Raw genomic sequence first — 18,171 nt, 5'->3', positions numbered from 1 at the left:
CGGGGTCGGCGGGTGTGCGGTCCGACGTGTGCCGGGACGGGTGCGAGTGGGGCGCCGGGCGGCGCCTCCGCATGGCGGGCTCATCGGTGTCGTCACCTCGACCACCTGGTGAGGACGGAGGCGATGCGTTCACCGGAACGACCATCCCACAACGGCGGAGTGTCACCGAGACGTTCGTCGACTCGTCCGTCGAGGACCTTGTCGAGGCTGGTGACCAGGTCGGACTCGGTGACGAGCTGGTTGGTCCCGTGCGTGATGGTGACCGGACGTTCGGTGTTGGGGCGCAGGGTCAGGCAGGGAACACCGAGGATCGTGGTCTCCTCCTGGACCCCGCCGGAGTCGGTGACGACGGCGGCGGCGCCGCGGGTGAGCGCGACGAAGTCGAGGTAGCCGAGCGGTTCGAGCAGGCGCACGCGCGGGTGGTCGCCCAGACCCGCCCGGTCGAAGGCCGCCTTGCCGCGCGGGTGCACGGGCATGACGACGTCGGCGAGCTCGGCGACCTCGTGCAGTCGCGCGGTGAGACGGGCGACGTTGTCGGGGTCGTCGACGTTGGCGGGCCGGTGCAGGGTGGCCGCCACGTAGCGCTCGGGAAGGTCGAGGCGGGTGCGCAGGGCCTGGGCGTCGAACCGGTCGAGGTTGCCCAAGAGGGTGTCGATCATCGGGTTGCCGACGAGGTGGACCCGGTCCGGGGACACGCCCTCGGCGGCGAGGTGGCCGATGGCCTCGGGGCTGGTCGCGAAGCACAGGTCGCTGATCTGGTCGGTGACCCGGCGGTTGATCTCCTCGGGCATCGTGTTGTCGAAGGAGCGCAGGCCCGCTTCGACGTGCGCGACCGGGACACCGAGCTTGGCCGCGACCAACGCGGCGGCGACGGTGGAGTTGACGTCGCCGTAGACCACCACCATGCCGGGGGTGTTCTCGGTGAACTCACGTTCCAGGCCGACCATGAGGGCGGCGGTCTGGGCGGCGTGGGACCCCGAGCCGACGCCGAGGTCGACGTCGGGGGTGGGCAGTCCGAGGTCACGGAAGAAGACCGCGGACATGCGGTCGTCGTAGTGCTGTCCGGTGTGCACGACCCGCTGGTGGGCGCCCCGGTCACGTAGGGCGGAGACCACGGGCGCGGCCTTGACGAAGTTGGGGCGGGCGCCGACCACGTGTGCGATCGCGGTGTCCGGACTACCTGGGGGGGCGCTCGTTGCCACTGGTGTTTCCTTCGGTTCTCGCGTTGATGGGATGGGAGGTTCGGCCCCCGACATCCGGGGGGTGCGGGGTGTTCGATCGGATCGACGGGCTTCCTTGTCCGGCCCGTCCCGAACGCGACGCCGTGGTGTCACCACTTGGTCACGTCCACGTGGTTGTGTGACTGACCGTGCAAGACATCCGGACTCCCGAACCCCGACCGCCGCGTCCACGTACCTTGTGGCCGCGTGCGGTGACCTTCACCGCCACCTTGGCCTGGCGTCACCTGCGGGACGAACCCGCCCGGCTGCCGTTGTTGGCCGCCAGACTGATGCCCGGTCCGCTGCGCGGATCGGCGCGTGCCTTGGCCAGGCGTTCCGGTGCCCTTCCGCGCGCCTACGCCCTGTGGGACCAGGGTCGGCGCGAGGAGGCACGTGAGGTGTTGCTGACCGCGTCCCGGCGCACATCCCCTGCCGGGGTGGGCCGCCTGGTGTCGGCGGCCCTGGCCGCCGGGGACGCGGATACCGCTCGTGAACTGGTCGAACAGATCCCGCCGGGTCGGCATCGCAGCGCCGCCGAGTACCGGACGGCCCTGGCCACGGGACGCGCTGTTCCCGAGTCGTTGTCCGTTTCCCCTGACCGTCACGGCTTCACGTTAACCCGCGGTGCGCCAACGCGGCCTGACGACACGGTGAACGCTCGGCGACCGACGGCGACGGACTCGGTACCGCGAGTTCTACACCTGGTCACCAACGCGCTTCCGCACACCAACGCCGGCTACACCCAGCGCACGCACCGCATCGCGGTCGCCCAGCGTGAGGCGGGCATGGACGTGCACGTGGTCTCCCGTGCCGGGTACCCGCTCACCAAGGGGGTGCCGGACCCGCGCACGCTCGTGGAGGTCGACGGCATCTTCTACCACCGGCTCCTGCCGTGGAAGGCCCCCGCCGACCACGACCAGGAATTCCAGGTCGGGTTGCGAATGGGGTCCGAATTGGTGGAGACGCTGCGGCCGGACGTGCTGCACGCGGCGAGCAACCACCACAACGCCCGACTGGCCCTGGAACTCGGGCGTAGATACGACCTGCCCGTGGTCTACGAGGTGCGGGGCTTCCTGGAGGAGTCCTGGCTGTCACGGGACCCCTCCCGAAGCGTGGACGACGCCTTCTACCGGGCGGAACGCGCCGCGGAGACCGAGTGCATGCTCGCCGCCGACCTGGTCGTGACGCTCGGGGAGGCGATGCGCGCCGACATCGAGGCCCGCGGGGTGCCCCCTGAACGCCTGTTGGTCGTGCCCAACGCCGTGGACGTCTCGTTCCTGGAACCACTGCCCTCGGGCGAGGAGGTCCGCAAGGACCTGGGCATCGGACAGGAGGAGTTCGTGGTGGGCACCACCACCAGTTGCTTCGGCTACGAGGGACTGGACGTGCTGTTGGACGCGGTCTCGCTGCTGCGTGAACGCGGGGAACCGGTCCACGCCCTGATCGTCGGCGACGGGCCGGAACTGCCCGCCTTGCGGGCACGGGCCGAACGGTCCGGGCTGGACGGAGCGGTGCACTTCACCGGACGCGTCCCCGCCGACCGGGTACGTCACCATCACGCGGCACTGGACGTGTTCGTAGTGCCCCGTCGTGATGAACGGGTGTGCCGTCTGGTGACGCCGTTGAAACCCGTGGAGGCCATGGCCGGCGGACTTCCGGTCGTTGCCAGTGATCTTCCTGCTCTTAGGGAGATTGTGGAACCAGGGGTGACAGGAGAGTTAATTCCGGCGGGCGATTCGGCACGTCTAGCTGATGTGGTCGCCAATCTCGCTTACAGTCGGCGAAAGCGGACCTCCTACGGTCGAGCAGGTCAGGAGCGTGTCGGAGTCGACCGCACATGGGCCCAGGCCGTACACCGCTACAACCAGGCGTATCGGGTTCTCATTGGGAAAATGTCCGAACCAGGCCAGAACCCGTAATCATGGACAACGCGTGCCTACACTCAGACGTCCTGCACTCTGAAATGGCAGTCCTCGAACATTTGCGCCCGTTCACGAAATGAATGCGAGTGTGACCACGAAGTGGATGCCGCAGCCTCTAACCCGGCCAATGTCCCCGAGCAGAGCACCGGATCGGTCGATCTCGTCGTCCTCGGTCTCGGCTACGTCGGTCTGCCCCTGGCAGCCGCAGCCGCGTCCGCCGGAGTGAAGGTCACCGGACTCGACGTCAACACCCAGGTCGTCGACGCCCTCAACCAGGGCGACTCACACATCGACGACCTGACGCCGGACGACGTCCGCGCCATGCTGGACCAGGGGTTCAGCGCGACCACCGACCCGGCGTGCCTGGCGACGGCGCGCACCATCGTCATCTGTGTCCCCACTCCGCTGTCCCCCGAGGGCGGCCCCGACCTGGGTGCGGTCACCGCCGCGTCCAAGGCCATCGCGGACCGGCTCTCACCGGGGACCGTGGTGATCCTGGAGTCCACCACCTACCCGGGCACGACCGACGAGGTCGTCCGTCCGCTCCTGGAGGAGTCCGGCCTGGTGGCCGGGGCCGACTTCCACCTGGCCTTCTCCCCCGAGCGCATCGACCCGGGCAACCCGACCTTCGGCGTGACCAACACGCCCAAGGTCGTCGGCGGACTCACCGAGGAGTGCGGGGAGGCGGCCGCGGAGTTCTACGGCCGGTTCGTGCACCAGGTGGTCCGGGCCCGCGGCACCCGTGAGGCCGAGATGGCCAAGCTGCTGGAGAACACCTACCGACACGTCAACATCGCCCTGGTCAACGAGATGGCCATCTTCTGCCAGGAGCTGGGCGTGGACCTGTGGGACTCCATCGCCGCCGCGTCGACCAAGCCGTTCGGCTTCCAGGCGTTCTACCCCGGTCCGGGTGTGGGCGGTCACTGCATCCCCATCGACCCGAACTACCTCTCCTACAAGGTCAAGACCCTCGGCTACCCGTTCCGGTTCGTCGAGTTGGCCCAGGAGATCAACAGCCGCATGCCGGCCTACGTCATGCAGCGCGCCCAGGAGTTGCTGAACGACTCCGGGCTGGCGCTGTCCCGTTCCAAGGTTCTGCTCCTCGGAGTGACGTACAAGGCCGACATCGCGGACCAGCGCGAATCGCCGGCCCGTCCGGCGGCGCGCAAGCTCGCCGCCAAGGGCGCCACGTTGACCTACCACGACCCGTACGTGGAGTCCTGGCAGGTGGACGGGGTGGACATCCCCCGTTCCACCGACCTGGAACAGGCCATGGCCGACGCGGATCTGACCATCCTGCTCACCGACCACAGCGACTACCGCCCCAAGCTCTTGGAAGAGTACGCGCGCCTGCTGCTCGACACCCGCGGAGTGTTGCGCCGGTCGGAGACCGACGAGCCCACGACCACCGGATCCGAGGTTCCGGCACAGGCTCGCCGCAAAGTACAGCGGGAGGGCCTCCAGGTCCTGTGATCGGCCCTGCCACCTAGGCACGCCGGACGGACGCCCCACGGCGTTCGACGGCGTGCCTTCGTGCGTTCACCGACGACCGACCGAAGGTTCACCCGGCGCACGCCGGGTGTCCATCCGACCGTCCTCGGCGTGTTTCTCCAGGTGAATACCGTGTCGTGCAGCGGTTCCCGCCTGGTAACGGCGGATCATCGCTGTAGTCGGAGCCAACCGGTGACACACGTAGGTGATCTTCATGCACGCACTCGTGGCGACGATTGTGCACCACCCCGAGGACGCCAGGATCCTGCACCGCCAGATCCGGGCGCTCGTCGAGGCAGGGCACACCGTCACCTACGTCGCCCCCTTTCGAGAGTGCGGGGTGACGCCGTGGGACCAGGTCCGTTCGGTGGACGTGCCGCGCGCCCAAGGGCGCGACCGCCTGCCCTCCCTGCGGGCCGCCCGGGCCGCCCTGACCAGGTTGGCGCCCGAGGCCGACCTTCTGCTCTTCCACGATCCCGAACTCCTGCTCGCGCTGCCCTCGAAATCGAAGCGGCCGCCGGTCACGGTGTGGGACGTGCACGAGGACACCCCGGCGGCGCTGCTCACCAAGCCGTGGGTGCCGGGGCCGCTGCGCCGTCCGCTCGGTCGGGTCGTGCGCGGCTTCGAACGTGGCGCCGAACGTCGACTGCGGCTGCTCCTGGCCGAGGAGGGCTACCGTTCCCGGTTCCGCGGTGACCACCCGGTCGTTCCGAACACCACGGACGTGCCGGACGCCCCGCTCAGACCCGCCGGTGACGACCGCGTCGTCTACCTGGGGCACGTCTCCATGGCGCGAGGCGCCCGCGAGATGGTTCGCATGGGTCGGCGGTTGCGCGACCACGGGGTGCGCCTGGAGGTGATCGGCAACGCCGACGCCGAGGTGCGTCCCCTGCTGCGCGAGGCCCACCAGGAGGACGCCCTGCACTGGTACGGGTTCGTGCCCAATGACCGGGCCCTGCGAATGGCGGCCGGCGCCCTGGCCGGGATCAGCCTGCTGCACGACACCGACAACTACCGGCATTCACTGCCGACCAAGGTCGTGGAGTACATGGCCCACGGCCTGCCGGTGGTGACCAGCCCGAACCCGATGGCCGAGGCCCTGGTCAGTCGGCGTCCGGAGGGGCGCTCCGGGCTCGTCGTCCCGTTCAACGACGGCGACGCCGCCGCCCGGGCCGTACTGGAGCTGCGCGACAACGAGGAACTGCGCCGGGATCTGGCGAGCACCGGTCACCGGATCGCGCGGACCTCCTACCACTGGCCGGTCCAGGCGCGAGTGTTCGTCAAGCAGCTGGAGGAATGGGTCGCCCAGGCCGGCGGTACGGTACGCCCTAGGCAGAGCCCGGAGACTCCGCCGGCGCCACTCCCCGATCTGCCCTCCCCGCCAAGGGTCCCGGTCGTCCCGGGCAAGGTGCCACCGCCGCGGGACAGACCGCGCAGTGCGCTCAGTGAATGAACTCACAAATCATATAATCTAGAAATATCTTCCCAGTCAACAAGGTTGTGCCTCGTGTCCGCCACAGGCGGGCTTCTCTGACCCCGAAGAAGCACAACCGAGGTTTCGACTATGACTGACACGCTGGTCCTCGACAAGAAGGCACAGGACCTCCTGTTCCACAGCGCTCGCACCGCCAACTCCTTCACCGACGAACCGGTGACCGACGAACAGCTGCGAGTGATCTACGACCTGGTCAAGTTCGGTCCCACGGCGATGAACAACCAGCCGCTGCGGGTCACCGCGGTGCGTTCCCCCGAGGCCCGCGAACGCCTCGTCCAGCACATGGCCGGCAACAACGCCCCCAAGACCTCCACGGCCCCGCTGGCGCTGATCCTGTCCGCCGACAGCGACTTCCACGAGCACTTCCCCACCACCTTCCCCGTCGCCCCGGACGCCCGTGAAAACTTCGCCGGCATGCCGGTCGAGGCCCGCGAGTCCATGGCCTCGCAGAACGCCCTCCTGCAGGTCGCCTACCTGATCATCGGCGTTCGCGCCGCGGGTCTGGCCGCCGGCCCGATGACCGGTTTCGACGCCGATGGCATCCGCAAGGAGTTCTTCGGCGAGGACTCCAGCCGGCAGCCGATCGTCGTGATGAACATCGGTAAGCCCGGTCCGGACGCCTGGTTCGACCGCCTGCCGCGCCTGGAGTACGAGCAGGCCGTCACCGAGGTCTGATCCCGGAGACCACGAAGGGGGCGGGCGCCGAACGGCGCCCGCCCCCTTCACCGTTTCAGGCGGAGAAACCCGCGAACCTCCCCCGTGCCGCTTCCTGGCGCCGTACGCTCTGACCTACCCTTGGTTCCGAACCAAGCGTCGCACTCGTACATACCGAACAGCTGGGACACCGCATGGTTCGACCACGCCACCCCGACAAGGATCTGGAACCGGTGCTCAAGGGCGCAGAGGACAGAGGATGGCGTGTCGAACGCAGGAAGAAGTACTACAAGATGTACTGCCCCTGCGAGAAGAAGCACTTCAAGACCGTTAAGCTCTCGCCTTCGGGGGCGAACTACCTCAAAGATCTCCTCGGGCAATTGCGACGGGCCACGTGCTGGGAGGAACAGGAACGGTGATCACGCACCACTTGGCGGTCGACCTGGCGTTCGAGAGCAGGAACGGCGTCACCACCGACGACGACTTCGACACCTTCACCGACCGTTTCATCGACGAGCTCGACAACCTACAGGAATGCGACCCGGGCATCATCGATCCCGACGTGGTCGGCAGCCTGACCCAACGAAGCCTCTGCGTGACGATGGGGGTTGGTGCGGACAGTCTGGAGGACGCCATCCGGTTGTTCTCCGTGAACGTCCGTGCGGCGCTCCACGCGGCCGAGTGTGGAACTCCGACCTGGCCGCACTTCGTACCGACGACTCAGAGCCCTGAGGTCCGCCCGGTAGACGCCGCTACCGGCTAACGGACCGAGTGTTCGGGGCGGGGAGGGGCGGGGGGCGGGGGGGGGCGCCGCCCCCCCCCCCCCCCCCCCCGGGGGGGCCCCCCCCGCCCCCCCCGTCGGGGGGGGGGGGGGGGGGGGGGCCCCCCCGCCCCCCCCCGCCCCTCCCCCATCATCCGGGTCTAGGGCCCGCCGGGGCCCTGCGGACCGGGGCCGGGGGCTCCGGGGTGCCGGCCGGGCCACTGCCGGTGCGGCGGCGGGCCGTAGCCGTACGGCCCCGGCGGCCTCTGGGAACCCTTGCCACGGCTCACGACGACCACCACCACGACGACCACCGCGACGATGACGACGAGCACGAAGAACAACGCGATCAGCAGGAGTGAGCTCACGGCCATCATCGAGGTTCCCAGGGGGTCGAGGCGGATTCAGATGATCGGTGGGCGACCCGCGCGGGTCATCCGCCAGGCGGTCGCCCAGCTGATCGGGGTTCGGGGGCCGGCGTCCTCACGCCAACCCTCGCGGAAACCACCGAACCACGCGCCGAGCGCGCTCCTGTCACGCTCCCGGAGCACCGTCAGGCCCATCCAGGTGCCGAGGTAGGCGAACGCCAACGGCCAGGGAAGGTTGCGTCGGGCCAGCCACACCCGATTGCGGGCGTTGAGCCGGTAGAAGTTCTCGTGCCGGGTCGGCGTCACCGCGGGGTGGTACATCACTGCGTCGGCGTCGTACTCGATGCCGTACCCGGCGTCCATGATCCGCCAGGCCAGGTCGGTCTCCTCGTGGGCGTAGAAGAAGTCGCCCGGCAGACCGCCGCCCTTGTCGAAGGCGGTGCGACGGATGGCGCACGCGCCACCCAGGAACGTGGTGACCACACTGGATTTGCGGGAGTCACCGACCCGCAGTCGCGGCACGTGCCTGCGCTGGTCGGGGCCGCCGTCGGGGTCGGCGATCCGAAACGACAGGGCGCCCAGGGAAGGCTCGGAGCCGAACCGGTCGCGCACGTGCTCGGCCAGGTCCATGGACCGGTACCAGCCATCGTCGTCCAGGAACAGGATCACGTCGCCCGTGGTGGCCTTGACACCGTGGTTACGCCCCTCGGGGATGCCCACGTTCTCCGGTAGGTTCACCGTGACCACGCCCTCGGGCAGGTCGGGCAGGTCGGCGCCGTTGCTCACGACGACGACCTCGACGTCGGCACCCTCCTGCTCGAACACGCTGGTGATGGCCCGGCGCAGTTCGGCGGGTCGTGTGCCCATGGTCAGCAGGACACAGGAAAGGGTGGGTCGACCGGGCACCTGGGAACCGCTCCGTTCCTGCGCTCGGGCTTTCCGCGCCCCGGGCAGAACCGGGCCGACGGGTTCGGCAGGACCGCCGGGGTCCTGTGCTGGTGGGATCACGGGTGTGGCCATGGATGCGAACCGTTCAGTGGATGACGTGCGGCTGACAGGTGGACACATGCCAACGTTCGCAGAAACAGACTAACGATAGAATAAAGACGAAGTGTACGGAGCCGTGGACCGGGTAGCGTCCACGGCTCCGTGCTTACGTCAGGACATCATCGACGCGTCACTCCAGGCGTCGGGAGGCGAGCACGCTCACGAAGTGCGCGAAGCTCATCAGCACCGCCACCGCGGCACAGGCCACGACCAGGACCCTGGTCGCCGTCAGGTCACCGAGGAAGAGGTCGACCACGGCCACCACCACCACGATCAAGGACAACTCCACGGCCTGGATCAGGCGATGGACCTTGAGCGCGGAGGCCAGGCGTCGCGCCAGGCTCAGCCCGGACGACTTGGGCCGCATGGCCTCTTCGGTGATCTTCTCCGGAAGACCGGCCTTGGCACGGGCCACGACCACGTTGTCGGTCTCGGCCTTGATGAGTACGACACCGAGCGCGGCGGTCATCCCAAGGATGACCCAGCCCCCGGACTCGAACCCGCCCTGGGCACGGATGCCCAGGCCGACGAGCAACGCGACCTCGGACACGTAGTGACCGATGCGGTCCAGGTAGATCCCGGCCACACTGGTCCGACCCGTGTAGCGGGCCACCTCACCGTCGGAGCAGTCCAACAACAGGTAGATCTGCACCATCACGGCGGCGAGGATCGCCGACCACAGGCCACCGAACGCGACGACCACGCCCGCGAGCACCCCGAACACCATCATCAGGTAGGTGATGGGGTTCGGCGGTACGCGTAGGCGCACGAAGAACGTGGTCAGGTACGGGGAGATGTCCCTCATGTAGAGACGCCCCGCCCAGTGCTCCTCGTTCACGCGCTCCTTGATCCCCGCGGGCTGGCCGCCCGCGCGGACCTCAGCGACCGACGGCTTCGACATAGGCCGCGACACTCCGCCCGATCTCGTCCTCGGAGAGGTTCAGGTGTTCCAGGATCGTGAACCTGCCCGGGCGGGTGCCCGGAGCGTGTGCCACGGCCCGCGAGAACTCGGCCTCGGTGAGACCGACGTCGGCGGGCACGATGGGCAGCTGGTGGCGGAGCAGGCAGGAGCGGATCTCGTCCAGTCGCGCGGCCGGCCAGCCCAGATGCTGGACCCGCAGGTAGGAGGCGAAGAGCGTCCCCAGGCCGGCGAGTTCCCCGTGGTTGCCCTTGCCCGGGTAGAGCTGGGTGACCGCGTGCAGGATCTCGTGGCAGGCGCCACTGGCCGGACGGCTGGAACCGGCGACCGACATGGCCATACCGGACAGCACCAGACCTTCGGCCAGGACCTTGAGGAACCCGTCCGAGTCGATGGAGTCGGGCCGGTGCAGGATCGCCTCCGCCGCCACACGGGCGAAGGTGACCGCCATGCCGTCGACCGGCTCGTCGTTCTCCCTGCCCGCGAGTTCCCAGTCCTCGATCGCGGAGATGTTGCTGATCACGTCACCGACACCGGAACGGACCAGGTGCCCGGGGGCGGCCTGGACGTAGTCCACGTCGATGACGACCGCGATGGGCATGGTCACGCCGATGGACGGCTTGCCGCCCTCGTGCTCCAGGGAGCTGACCGGGGAGGCGATGCCGTCATGCGCCAGGTTGGTGGCCACGGCCACCATCGGGATGCCCGCCATGGTCGCGGCGAACTTGGTGACGTCGATGGTCTTGCCGCCGCCGATGCCGGCCACGGCCTCGTAGGCGCCTGAGCGCAGCTTCTGGCCGAGCTCGGTCGCCGCGTCGACGGTTCCCTCCTCGACTTGGAAGACCTCGCACTGGGGCAGGTCCAGGTCGGCGGCGATCTGTGCGCCCTGACCCGGTCCCACCGCCACGGCGATGCGTCCCTCGGTCGCGATGCGGCGGTCGGCCAACACCGTCCCGAGCGAGGAGACGGCTCCCCGGCGCACGTCGATCGCCAGAGGGGAGGGGAGCATTCGTGCTAGTAGCGGCACGCGATCTCCCTCGCCTTGGCCAGGTCGTCGTGGTCGTCGACCTCGACCCAGTCCACCTTGCCGATGGGGGCGACGGCGATCTTCTCGCCTCGGCGGACCAGCTCCTGGTAGCCGTCCTCGTAGTAGAGCTGCGGGTCGCGCTCCCAGGTGGCCTTCAGGGCGTCGGCCAGACGGGAGTCGAGCGAGCCCTCGATGAGGGTGGCGCCGATGTACTCGCCCGCGGCGGTGGCGGGGTCCATCAGCTTGGTGATGTTCTGGAGGTGGCCGTCGTCGTCGAGGGTCACCTTCATCTCTTCTTCAGCGAGGCTTTTCACGTTGTCCACCGCGAGGAGGAGTTCCGGTCCCCGGGCGGCGAGTAGCGTTTCCTCGACACTCACCGGGTGCACGGTGTCGCCGTTGACCAGGAGGACGCCCTCGGAGAAGAACTCACGTGCGGTCCACAGGGAGTAGGCGTTGTTCCACTCCTCGGCCTTGTCGTTGTAGCTGAGGGTGAGCTTGACGCCGTGGCGCTCTTCCAGAGCGGCCTTACGCTCCTCGACGGCCTCGGCCCGGTACCCGACGACGATGACGACGTCGGTGAGACCGGCGGCCGCCAGGTTGCGCAGCGAGATGTCCATGATGGTCGTCTCGCCATCGACGGGCACCAAGGCCTTGGGCAGGGTGTCGGTGTAAGGACGCAGGCGACGCCCCGCGCCTGCGGCGAGAACCATTCCGAGCATGAGGGCGAGTTCCTCCTTAGGTCGAGGAGGCGTTCACGCCTCCCCGTTCGTTCCGGTGGCCGTTCGGCCCCCGTCTCCGTTGGGGGAGATCGGGTGATCTCCCCACTGCCCCTCTCCGCCGAGGGAGTCGGCGGAACCGGTACACACTTCGGCCACCGGAGTGGCGCTCCAGGTGCGCACGGCCTCCCGAACCTGTAGGACCACCAGGTATCCGGCGAGTATGCCGTAGGCGGGTGTGAGGGCGGACAGCGCTCCCCCGGCCGCGATGACCAGCATCCTGCCGTCCCACCCGAGCGCGGCGGCGCGCGTCCCGGACGGTCGGTTCACTCCGACCGCGGGTCGTGCGACATCGTCGCGGTGGTGACAGGCGACCGTCACCAAGACTACGAACACCAGGGGACCGGGCACGCCGGACGCGAGCCCCAGCGTTGCCAGGTATCCGTATTCGGTGGCCCGCAGGATGGGTGGTACGAACCGGTCGAACCGCCCATTATGGGGGTGGCCGGCGGCCAAACCGGACAGTAGCAGGGCCGCGACCGGTGCGCACAGGGTAATACCTGTCAGCCGCCCTTGGTCCGCCAGGAGTAGGACCACCACGATGATGGCACCGGCGACGGCCGTGAACAGCGGTGGTGCGATCCCTGGCGCCAACCTGCCCAGAAGCCTGCCCATGTGACCGTCATCACGAAGAAAACGCAGGTCGAGAACGATCGGTCCCAAAAGGTCACATCCCCGGGCATCCCGTTCGACCACCGGGAGACCGTCCGTCGGTCTCTCCCCCATCGGTCTCTCCCCGTTCACCGGCGCACCTCGGAGCTCGGGTCGACGAGTTCACCGGTGATCGCGACGACACAGCCGACGATGAGGCTGATGAAGGCGATCCGGGCGTCCCAGGCCGTGGCGGCGACGGCGATGACCAGGAAGCGCGTGGGCTGCTCGAAGGCCATGATCCGGCGGGTCAGCAGGGCGAGGGAGGGCGACGCGGGAACGGCGCTCCCACCCTCTTCGGTGTCCGGTATCCCGGCGGCCCGGGCGATCTCGGCCGCGTGGCCCGCGCCCGCGGGCCGCCCACCGTCCCGAGGCCTGGGGACCGAGGCCCCCTGGAGGCCCTCAGGACGGCGCTGGCCGGGAAGAACGAGCGGATGTGGCGCCCACCTCGCGGGCGGCGCCGCGCGGGCCACCAGAAGCGCGTCACGCAGGGCGAGGGCGATGAGCGCACCGGCCGCCCACCCCCAGGCGCCGGAGTGACCGGCGGCGGCCGCCCCGAAGGCGAGCCCGACGTAGATCACGTACTCCCGGAACCGAACGGTCATGGAGATGGTCCACAGGGTGAGGACGTCCCGACGGTGGGAGCGCATGCGCGAGCGGACCGTGTCACAGAACAGGACCAGCCCGAGGAACAGCGACCCGACGATCGCCCCCGTGACGTCGGCCCGACTGAACCAGACCGCCGCGATGGCCGCGACCACGACGCCGACGCGGGTCACCCCCGAACGGGTGACGTACCCGCGTTCGAGCATCCGCGCGGTCGCCCGCACCACGATTCCCTCGGCCATGTCCGCGCTCCCCTGGTTTCAGCTGAGAGTCACGGTCGCCTACGCTCTGTGCACAATCCATCACCGACACGCTCAAGGACGCCGATACGCCCCTTTGAGTCGCAGAGCGGCGTTTCGGACAGGCCCCACAGGAAAGAGCGCACCTCCGGAACGATCCGTGGTGCGCTCTTTCCTGTGGGGGATTCGCGTTCGGGTCCAGGTCAGGCGGCCTGCCCGCCGTCCTTACCGTCCTTGCCGTCGCCACCCTCACCCGGGTCGGCCTTGTCCGCCTCGGGCTTGGGTTCGTCGGCCGCGGTGGCACCGGCGTCGATCGGGCCGGCTTCGGCCTCGGCCTTCTTGGCCGCCGCCTCGGCGCGCTTCTTCTTCGCCGCGTCCTTCTTCTTGCGCTCCTCGATCTCGGCCTTGGTGTCCTCGTTGTAGGCGGCCAAGGCGGAGTCGATGTCGGAGTCCAGGGCCAGGGCCCCGTTCTTGATGTACAGACCGCGGTTGCAGAAGCGGCGCAGGTCCCTCTCGTTGTGCGAGACCAGGACCATGGTGCGCTCGTTGGCGAGCATGCGGTCGATGGCCTCGTAACTCTTGCGTTTGAAGGCCTTGTCGCCCACCGCGAGCACCTCGTCGACCAGCATGATCGGGTGCTCCAGCTGTGAGATGAGCGCGAAGCCCAGCCGCACCTTCATTCCGCTGGAGTAGTGCCGGATCGGGGTGTCGATGAACTTCGGCTTGATCTCCGCGAAGTCGACGATCTCGTCGAAGCGTTCGTCGATCTGCTTCTCGGTCATGCCGTGCAGCGAACCGACCAGGTACACGTTCTCCCGGCCGGTCAGGTTGTCGTTGAAGCCGGCTCGCAACTCCAGCAGGGGCGCCACCTTGCCGTGCACGCTCACCTTGCCCTCGTCGGGGAGGAGGACCCCGGCGATCATCTTGAGCAGGGTGGACTTGCCGGTGCCGTTCTTGCCGACGATCCCCACGCAGTCGCCCTTGGCGACCTCGAAGGAGACGTCCCGCAAAGGCCAGAAATCGTCGCCCTCGGCGTTGGGGTCGCGCTTGTTGCCGTGGATGAACATCTCACGCAGACTGCGCTTACGCCGGCGGTTCACCGCGAACTTCACACCGAGACCCTTGGCCTCGATGACCGGACCGTCGGCGACCGCGGCCTCGTAAGTGGACGCCATCACAACTCCTTCAGAACGGACATCTCCAGACGGCGGAACGTCCAGTATCCGATGATCAGCATCAGAATCGAACCGACCACCGCAGAGGTCAACGCGAGGGTACTCGGCGTTAGTTCCTCGAATCCGGAAAACCACACCGTTCGGTGCATCTGGAAGATACCCATCAACGGGTTGAGCTCGTAGAGAGTCTTCGCCCAGCCGGGGACCTTGTCCGCGTGGAGCACCATGCTCGCCGGGAACAGGATCGCCGATCCGTAGAACAGAATCCGGGTCAGGATACGAGTCAGGCGTTCCACGTCACGGAGCAACACGTTCACCGAGGACAGGAACAGGGTCACACCCAACCCGAACATGAAGGTCAGCACGATGGCCAGGGGCAACCAGAAGAGCATGCCCTCCCAGCTGAAGCGTCCGCCGAGCGCGAACACGAAGACCAGCAGGACCGGCCAGGTGAGCACGTACTCGATGAACTTGGTCCCCACCGTGGCCATCGGGAAGATCTCCCGGGGCACCTTCATGGTGGTGATCAGCTTCGAGTGCGTGATCATCGCTCGCGGCGCCTCGCTGAGGATGGCGCCGAAGGTGGTCCAGGGAAGGATGCCCGCGACCAGGAAGAGGATGTAACCGCCCGGAACACCCTCCGGCATACCTCGTTCCGCCTGGAGCACGATGCCGAAGACGAAGAAGTACACCAACGTCAGAGCGAGGGGTTCCAACATCGTCCAGGCGTATCCCAGCACGGATTGCTGGTACTTGACCTTCAGGTCGCGCCGGACCAGGAGGCCGACGACCTTCCGGTGCTCCCAGACGGCCAGCGTCCTTGACGCCACCGCCACCTCCAAGGTTCGAGATCGTCCGGTTCAGATGTGCCGGACTGTCGCGTCTATGAACTCGCCTGTGCGCACCGGCCTTCGACACGGCCCCACCCGTACCCGGACCGGAACGGGGGCTGTCCGGAAGGTCGGGGGATACCGCGGACCACGCCCGGCTCCACGTCCGAATCGATGGGAGGGAGGGACCGATCACGCTCGACAGGCGTCCATAGGTTACCGCTGCATCGGACAGACCGTGTCAACCACGTGCCGTTCACCCCGGAACAGACCTCTCGTCTTCGACGTCGGTTAGGGTCTGGCATCGACATCCCACCTCGGGTTCCCTCGTTCGATCTCCGGCGAGCACCCGAGTAGGCACGGAGGAAGCATGTCCGCAGGTCCGCGGGTGATCGCGGCGGTTCTGGCAGGTGGGGTCGGTGCGCGTATGGGCGCGACCTCCCCCAAGCAGCTCCTGCCGCTGGAGGGGCGTCCCATCATCGAACATTCGATCGCGGCCTTCGAGGCCAGCCCCGACGTGGACGAGATCGTCGTGTTGATGGTGGACGAGTACGTGGGCCGGATCGAGGACCTGGTCGCCGAGGCCGGGTTCGCGAAGGTGTCCAAGGTGCTCCCGGGTGGAGCGACTCGAACGGACACCTCCTACGCGGCGTTGACCGCGATGTCGGCCGCCTCCGCCGACGACCTGGCGTTGCTGCACGACGCGGCCCGTCCCTTGGTCCGACCGGCGACCATCGCGGCGTGCGTGTCCGCTCTGGGCGAGGCGGGTGCCGTCGGGGTGGCGGTGCCCAGCGCCGACACCGTGGTGCGGGTGGCCCCGGGGCGGTCCGGCGGCGAGGTGATCGAACAGACCCCGGACCGTTCCACCCTGCGTCGGATGCAGACGCCTCAGGGGTTCCGTTTGGGCGTGGCACGCCGCGCCTACGAACTGGCGATGGCGGACCCGAACCTGGTGGCCACCGACGACTGCGGGGTGGTGCTGCGGTACCTGCCCGAGGAAGAGGTGCGGATCGTGCCGGGGGAGGAGAGCAACATCAAGGTGACGAACCCGGGTGACGTGGAGATCGCAGAGACGCTGTTGCGCCGGATGCGCGCGCACGCCGCGCCGATGGGGCGTCCGATTCCGGAGGTGGCGCCGTGAGCCGGGTCTTCGAGGCCACCGATGTGATCGGGCACCGGGGCGCGGGCCGAGGAGTGGTGGACGGGACCCGGGAGAACACCGTGGCCTCGTTCGAACTGGCCGCCCGCACCGGCGCGGACTGGATCGAGATCGACGTGCGCCGTACGCGTGACGACGCCCTGGTGCTCTACCACAACGCCGCTCTGGACGACGGTCGCGCCATCGTCGACCTCACCCTCGGGGAGTGCGGAGAGGCCGGGCTGGTGGGTCTTGAGGAAGGACTCTCCGCGATCCCGGGCCACATCGGTCTGGACGTGGACGTCAAGACGGTGATGGAGGACGCGGTGGACGCGCCGGCACGGCGAACCGTGTCGTTGCTCCTGCCCCATCTGCGCCGCGAGGCCGAGCGTCGCCGAGTGTTCGTCTGTTCGTTCGACCCGGGTCTGCTCTTGGCCGTGCGGGAAGGGGCCCCCGGGGTTCCGACTGCCTGGATGCCGTACGTGCGCAACCCCGCGGACTCGGCGATCCCCGGTGCCGTGGGGCTGGGGTGCCCGATCGTGGCGGTGGACGCCCGTGCCCTGGGATTGAGCGACGAGGAGCCCAAGCCGGGGCGACGTCCACTGGAGTACACGGTCGAGACCGCGCACCGCGCCGGGCTGGAGATCATGTCCTGGTGCCCGGACCCGGTCGACGCGGCGCGCTTCGCCGCGGCCGGCATGGACGCGGTCGTGGTGGACGACGTGTCCGGTGCGGTGACCGCCCTCAAGGAATCGCGCGATTGAAGCTCAGATCCGGTCGAGGAGTTCGGCCTTCTTGGTGCCGAACTCCTCGTCGGTGAGCAGGCCCTTGGCGTGCAGGTCGCCGAGGCGTTCGATCTGCTCGAAGATCCACGCGGTGTCGGCCCGTGGTGCGGGCTCGCCGAGGCCCACCGGGGCGTCCTGGCCGGCCTCGGCGATCTCGACGGAGGAGTCGCCGTCCGACGTCTCCGCTCCCCTTCCGCCGGGGAGGTTCAGGGTGATCTGTGGCCCGCGCAGGGCGTCCACGGCGCTCCGGGCGGTCCGCTTCCACCATTCGGGGTCGTCGAAACCCACCGGCGGGGTCTGCTCGTCTTCGCCGGCACCGATGGCCGCCCGGGCCGTGCCCTCGTGCGCCCACCGGTGGGCGGTGACCGTGGCGGCCAACAGGAAGGCCTGGTGGATCTCGTTGCCCTCGTCCCCGGCACGCAACACGTTGAGGTCGGTCTTGGGTTTGGCGTCGGCGGACTTTCCCCGACCCAGCACGCGGACGAAGCCCCAGCCCCAGTCGTCGACCGGTGCCCACTCCATGCCGTCGATCTCGGCCAGGTCGAACTCGCGGCGCTGTTTCTTCTTCTTGTAGCCACCGGCGTAGCCACCCGACCACACCAGGGAGAGTCGGTCGTCCTCGAAGCGGGCGGTCCCCTCGGAGGTGAGCACGTGCAGGGGCTGGGGTGGGACCAGGGACAGCACCGCGCGGGGCTCGGGTTCACGGGCCTGCCCGGCGGCGAAGCGGAGCTGGTCGGCCAGGTACTCGGCGACCAGCTCGGTCTTGGCCGGGCCGGTCAGCCGGAAGGGCTGGAACTTCTCGTCGAGCATCGCGCCGACGGTGGAGTAGGGGTCCATGCGGTCACGCATCCGCAGGTTGAGGACCCAGCCCTTCTTCCGCCCCGCACCCGGGCGGAAGTCGACGTCGCGGACGAGCCCGACCGGAAGGTCGAGGGTACCCAGGAGTTTGAACAGCGGGCTCTTGAACCAGCCCTTGGTCTCGAAGCGGATGCGGACAGTCTCGCTGTCGAACACCCACACGGCCTGGTCTCCGCGCAACTCGTCCATGGCTCCCTCTCCGGTTCTCCT

General features: G+C 68.6%; 19 protein-coding genes. 8 read left to right on the top strand and 11 right to left on the bottom strand.

Annotation, left to right across the window (positions count from 1 at the left end; translation table 11 throughout):
• Positions 1 to 92: 92 nt before the first annotated feature.
• Positions 93 to 1,202 carry a non-hydrolyzing UDP-N-acetylglucosamine 2-epimerase gene (gene wecB, locus ACWGSK_RS04550; RefSeq protein WP_358513621.1) on the bottom strand — a complete coding sequence of 370 codons (1,110 nt, stop codon included), beginning with the start codon at positions 1,200 to 1,202 and terminating at the stop codon, positions 93 to 95.
• Positions 1,203 to 1,432: 230 nt separating this feature from the next.
• Between wecB and ACWGSK_RS04545 the strand changes: the two genes are divergently transcribed.
• The 6 genes from ACWGSK_RS04545 to ACWGSK_RS04520 all read left to right on the top strand — a co-directional run bounded on the left by ACWGSK_RS04545 (position 1,433) and on the right by ACWGSK_RS04520 (position 7,545).
• Positions 1,433 to 3,139 carry a glycosyltransferase family 4 protein gene (locus tag ACWGSK_RS04545; protein ID WP_452455232.1) on the top strand — a complete coding sequence of 569 codons (1,707 nt, stop codon included), beginning with the start codon at positions 1,433 to 1,435 and terminating at the stop codon, positions 3,137 to 3,139.
• 102 nt (positions 3,140 to 3,241) lie between these two features.
• Positions 3,242 to 4,615: a nucleotide sugar dehydrogenase gene (locus ACWGSK_RS04540; RefSeq protein ID WP_358513625.1), complete on the top strand. Its 1,374-nt coding sequence runs from the start codon at positions 3,242 to 3,244 to the stop codon at positions 4,613 to 4,615.
• A 232-nt stretch (positions 4,616 to 4,847) separates the two neighbouring features.
• On the top strand, positions 4,848 to 6,086 hold the full coding sequence (locus ACWGSK_RS04535; protein ID WP_358513627.1) for a glycosyltransferase family 4 protein: 1,239 nt from the start codon (positions 4,848 to 4,850) through the stop codon (positions 6,084 to 6,086).
• 111 nt (positions 6,087 to 6,197) lie between these two features.
• Positions 6,198 to 6,803, top strand: a complete 606-nt coding sequence (locus tag ACWGSK_RS04530) for a malonic semialdehyde reductase (protein WP_358513629.1) — start codon at positions 6,198 to 6,200, stop codon at positions 6,801 to 6,803.
• A 212-nt stretch (positions 6,804 to 7,015) separates the two neighbouring features.
• Positions 7,016 to 7,201, top strand: coding sequence for a hypothetical protein (locus ACWGSK_RS04525; RefSeq protein WP_358513631.1), 186 nt, complete (start codon positions 7,016 to 7,018; stop codon positions 7,199 to 7,201).
• Positions 7,198 to 7,545: a hypothetical protein gene (locus ACWGSK_RS04520; RefSeq protein ID WP_358513633.1), complete on the top strand. Its 348-nt coding sequence runs from the start codon at positions 7,198 to 7,200 to the stop codon at positions 7,543 to 7,545. The genes ACWGSK_RS04525 and ACWGSK_RS04520 overlap by 4 nt, the downstream gene beginning before the upstream one ends.
• A gap of 158 nt (positions 7,546 to 7,703) precedes the next feature.
• On the opposite strand, the gene ACWGSK_RS04515 is transcribed toward ACWGSK_RS04520, so the two are convergent.
• The 9 genes from ACWGSK_RS04515 to ACWGSK_RS04475 all read right to left on the bottom strand — a co-directional run bounded on the left by ACWGSK_RS04515 (position 7,704) and on the right by ACWGSK_RS04475 (position 15,192).
• A complete protein-coding gene (locus ACWGSK_RS04515; RefSeq protein WP_452455231.1) occupies positions 7,704 to 7,910 on the bottom strand; it encodes a hypothetical protein in 207 nt (68 codons plus the stop codon).
• Between the two features lie 36 nt (positions 7,911 to 7,946).
• Positions 7,947 to 8,777: a glycosyltransferase family 2 protein gene (locus ACWGSK_RS04510; protein ID WP_358515549.1), complete on the bottom strand. Its 831-nt coding sequence runs from the start codon at positions 8,775 to 8,777 to the stop codon at positions 7,947 to 7,949.
• A 310-nt stretch (positions 8,778 to 9,087) separates the two neighbouring features.
• Entirely contained in the window at positions 9,088 to 9,858 is a 771-nt protein-coding gene (locus tag ACWGSK_RS04505) for a CDP-alcohol phosphatidyltransferase family protein (protein WP_452455230.1), read from the bottom strand.
• Positions 9,836 to 10,885, bottom strand: a complete 1,050-nt coding sequence (locus ACWGSK_RS04500) for an iron-containing alcohol dehydrogenase family protein (protein ID WP_452455229.1) — start codon at positions 10,883 to 10,885, stop codon at positions 9,836 to 9,838. Before ACWGSK_RS04500 ends, ACWGSK_RS04505 begins: the two co-directional genes overlap by 23 nt.
• Positions 10,886 to 10,890: 5 nt before the next feature.
• Positions 10,891 to 11,622: a phosphocholine cytidylyltransferase family protein gene (locus ACWGSK_RS04495; RefSeq protein ID WP_358515556.1), complete on the bottom strand. Its 732-nt coding sequence runs from the start codon at positions 11,620 to 11,622 to the stop codon at positions 10,891 to 10,893.
• Between the two features lie 33 nt (positions 11,623 to 11,655).
• The gene (locus tag ACWGSK_RS04490) at positions 11,656 to 12,294 is read right to left on the bottom strand and encodes a DUF5941 domain-containing protein (protein WP_452455228.1); all 639 of its coding nucleotides are present in this window, start codon (positions 12,292 to 12,294) and stop codon (positions 11,656 to 11,658) included.
• Positions 12,295 to 12,419: 125 nt separating this feature from the next.
• Positions 12,420 to 13,178, bottom strand: coding sequence for a hypothetical protein (locus tag ACWGSK_RS04485; protein ID WP_358515560.1), 759 nt, complete (start codon positions 13,176 to 13,178; stop codon positions 12,420 to 12,422).
• Positions 13,179 to 13,378: 200 nt separating this feature from the next.
• Positions 13,379 to 14,350, bottom strand: a complete 972-nt coding sequence (locus tag ACWGSK_RS04480; RefSeq protein ID WP_358515563.1) for an ABC transporter ATP-binding protein — start codon at positions 14,348 to 14,350, stop codon at positions 13,379 to 13,381.
• Complete coding sequence (locus tag ACWGSK_RS04475; RefSeq protein WP_358515566.1) at positions 14,350 to 15,192, bottom strand: ABC transporter permease; 843 nt, start codon at positions 15,190 to 15,192, stop codon at positions 14,350 to 14,352. The genes ACWGSK_RS04480 and ACWGSK_RS04475 overlap by 1 nt, the downstream gene beginning before the upstream one ends.
• A 358-nt stretch (positions 15,193 to 15,550) precedes the next feature.
• Here ACWGSK_RS04475 and ACWGSK_RS04470 point away from each other — a divergent pair, with 358 nt between their 5' ends.
• Together ACWGSK_RS04470 and ACWGSK_RS04465 are read left to right on the top strand one after the other, a co-directional pair.
• Positions 15,551 to 16,321, top strand: coding sequence for an IspD/TarI family cytidylyltransferase (locus ACWGSK_RS04470; RefSeq protein WP_358515568.1), 771 nt, complete (start codon positions 15,551 to 15,553; stop codon positions 16,319 to 16,321).
• The gene (locus tag ACWGSK_RS04465; protein ID WP_358515571.1) at positions 16,318 to 17,082 is read left to right on the top strand and encodes a glycerophosphodiester phosphodiesterase; all 765 of its coding nucleotides are present in this window, start codon (positions 16,318 to 16,320) and stop codon (positions 17,080 to 17,082) included. The genes ACWGSK_RS04470 and ACWGSK_RS04465 overlap by 4 nt, the downstream gene beginning before the upstream one ends.
• 3 nt (positions 17,083 to 17,085) lie before the next feature.
• On the opposite strand, the gene ACWGSK_RS04460 is transcribed toward ACWGSK_RS04465, so the two are convergent.
• Positions 17,086 to 18,150 (bottom strand): DUF4429 domain-containing protein, encoded by a 1,065-nt coding sequence (locus tag ACWGSK_RS04460; protein ID WP_358515574.1) that lies wholly within the window; start codon positions 18,148 to 18,150, stop codon positions 17,086 to 17,088.
• Positions 18,151 to 18,171 lie beyond the last annotated feature (21 nt).

It is taken from the genome of Nocardiopsis sp. NPDC055551 (assembly GCF_053619415.1).
The sequence above is the reverse complement of the archived record's forward strand: the minus strand, read 5'-3'. Positions and strand labels throughout refer to the sequence as shown.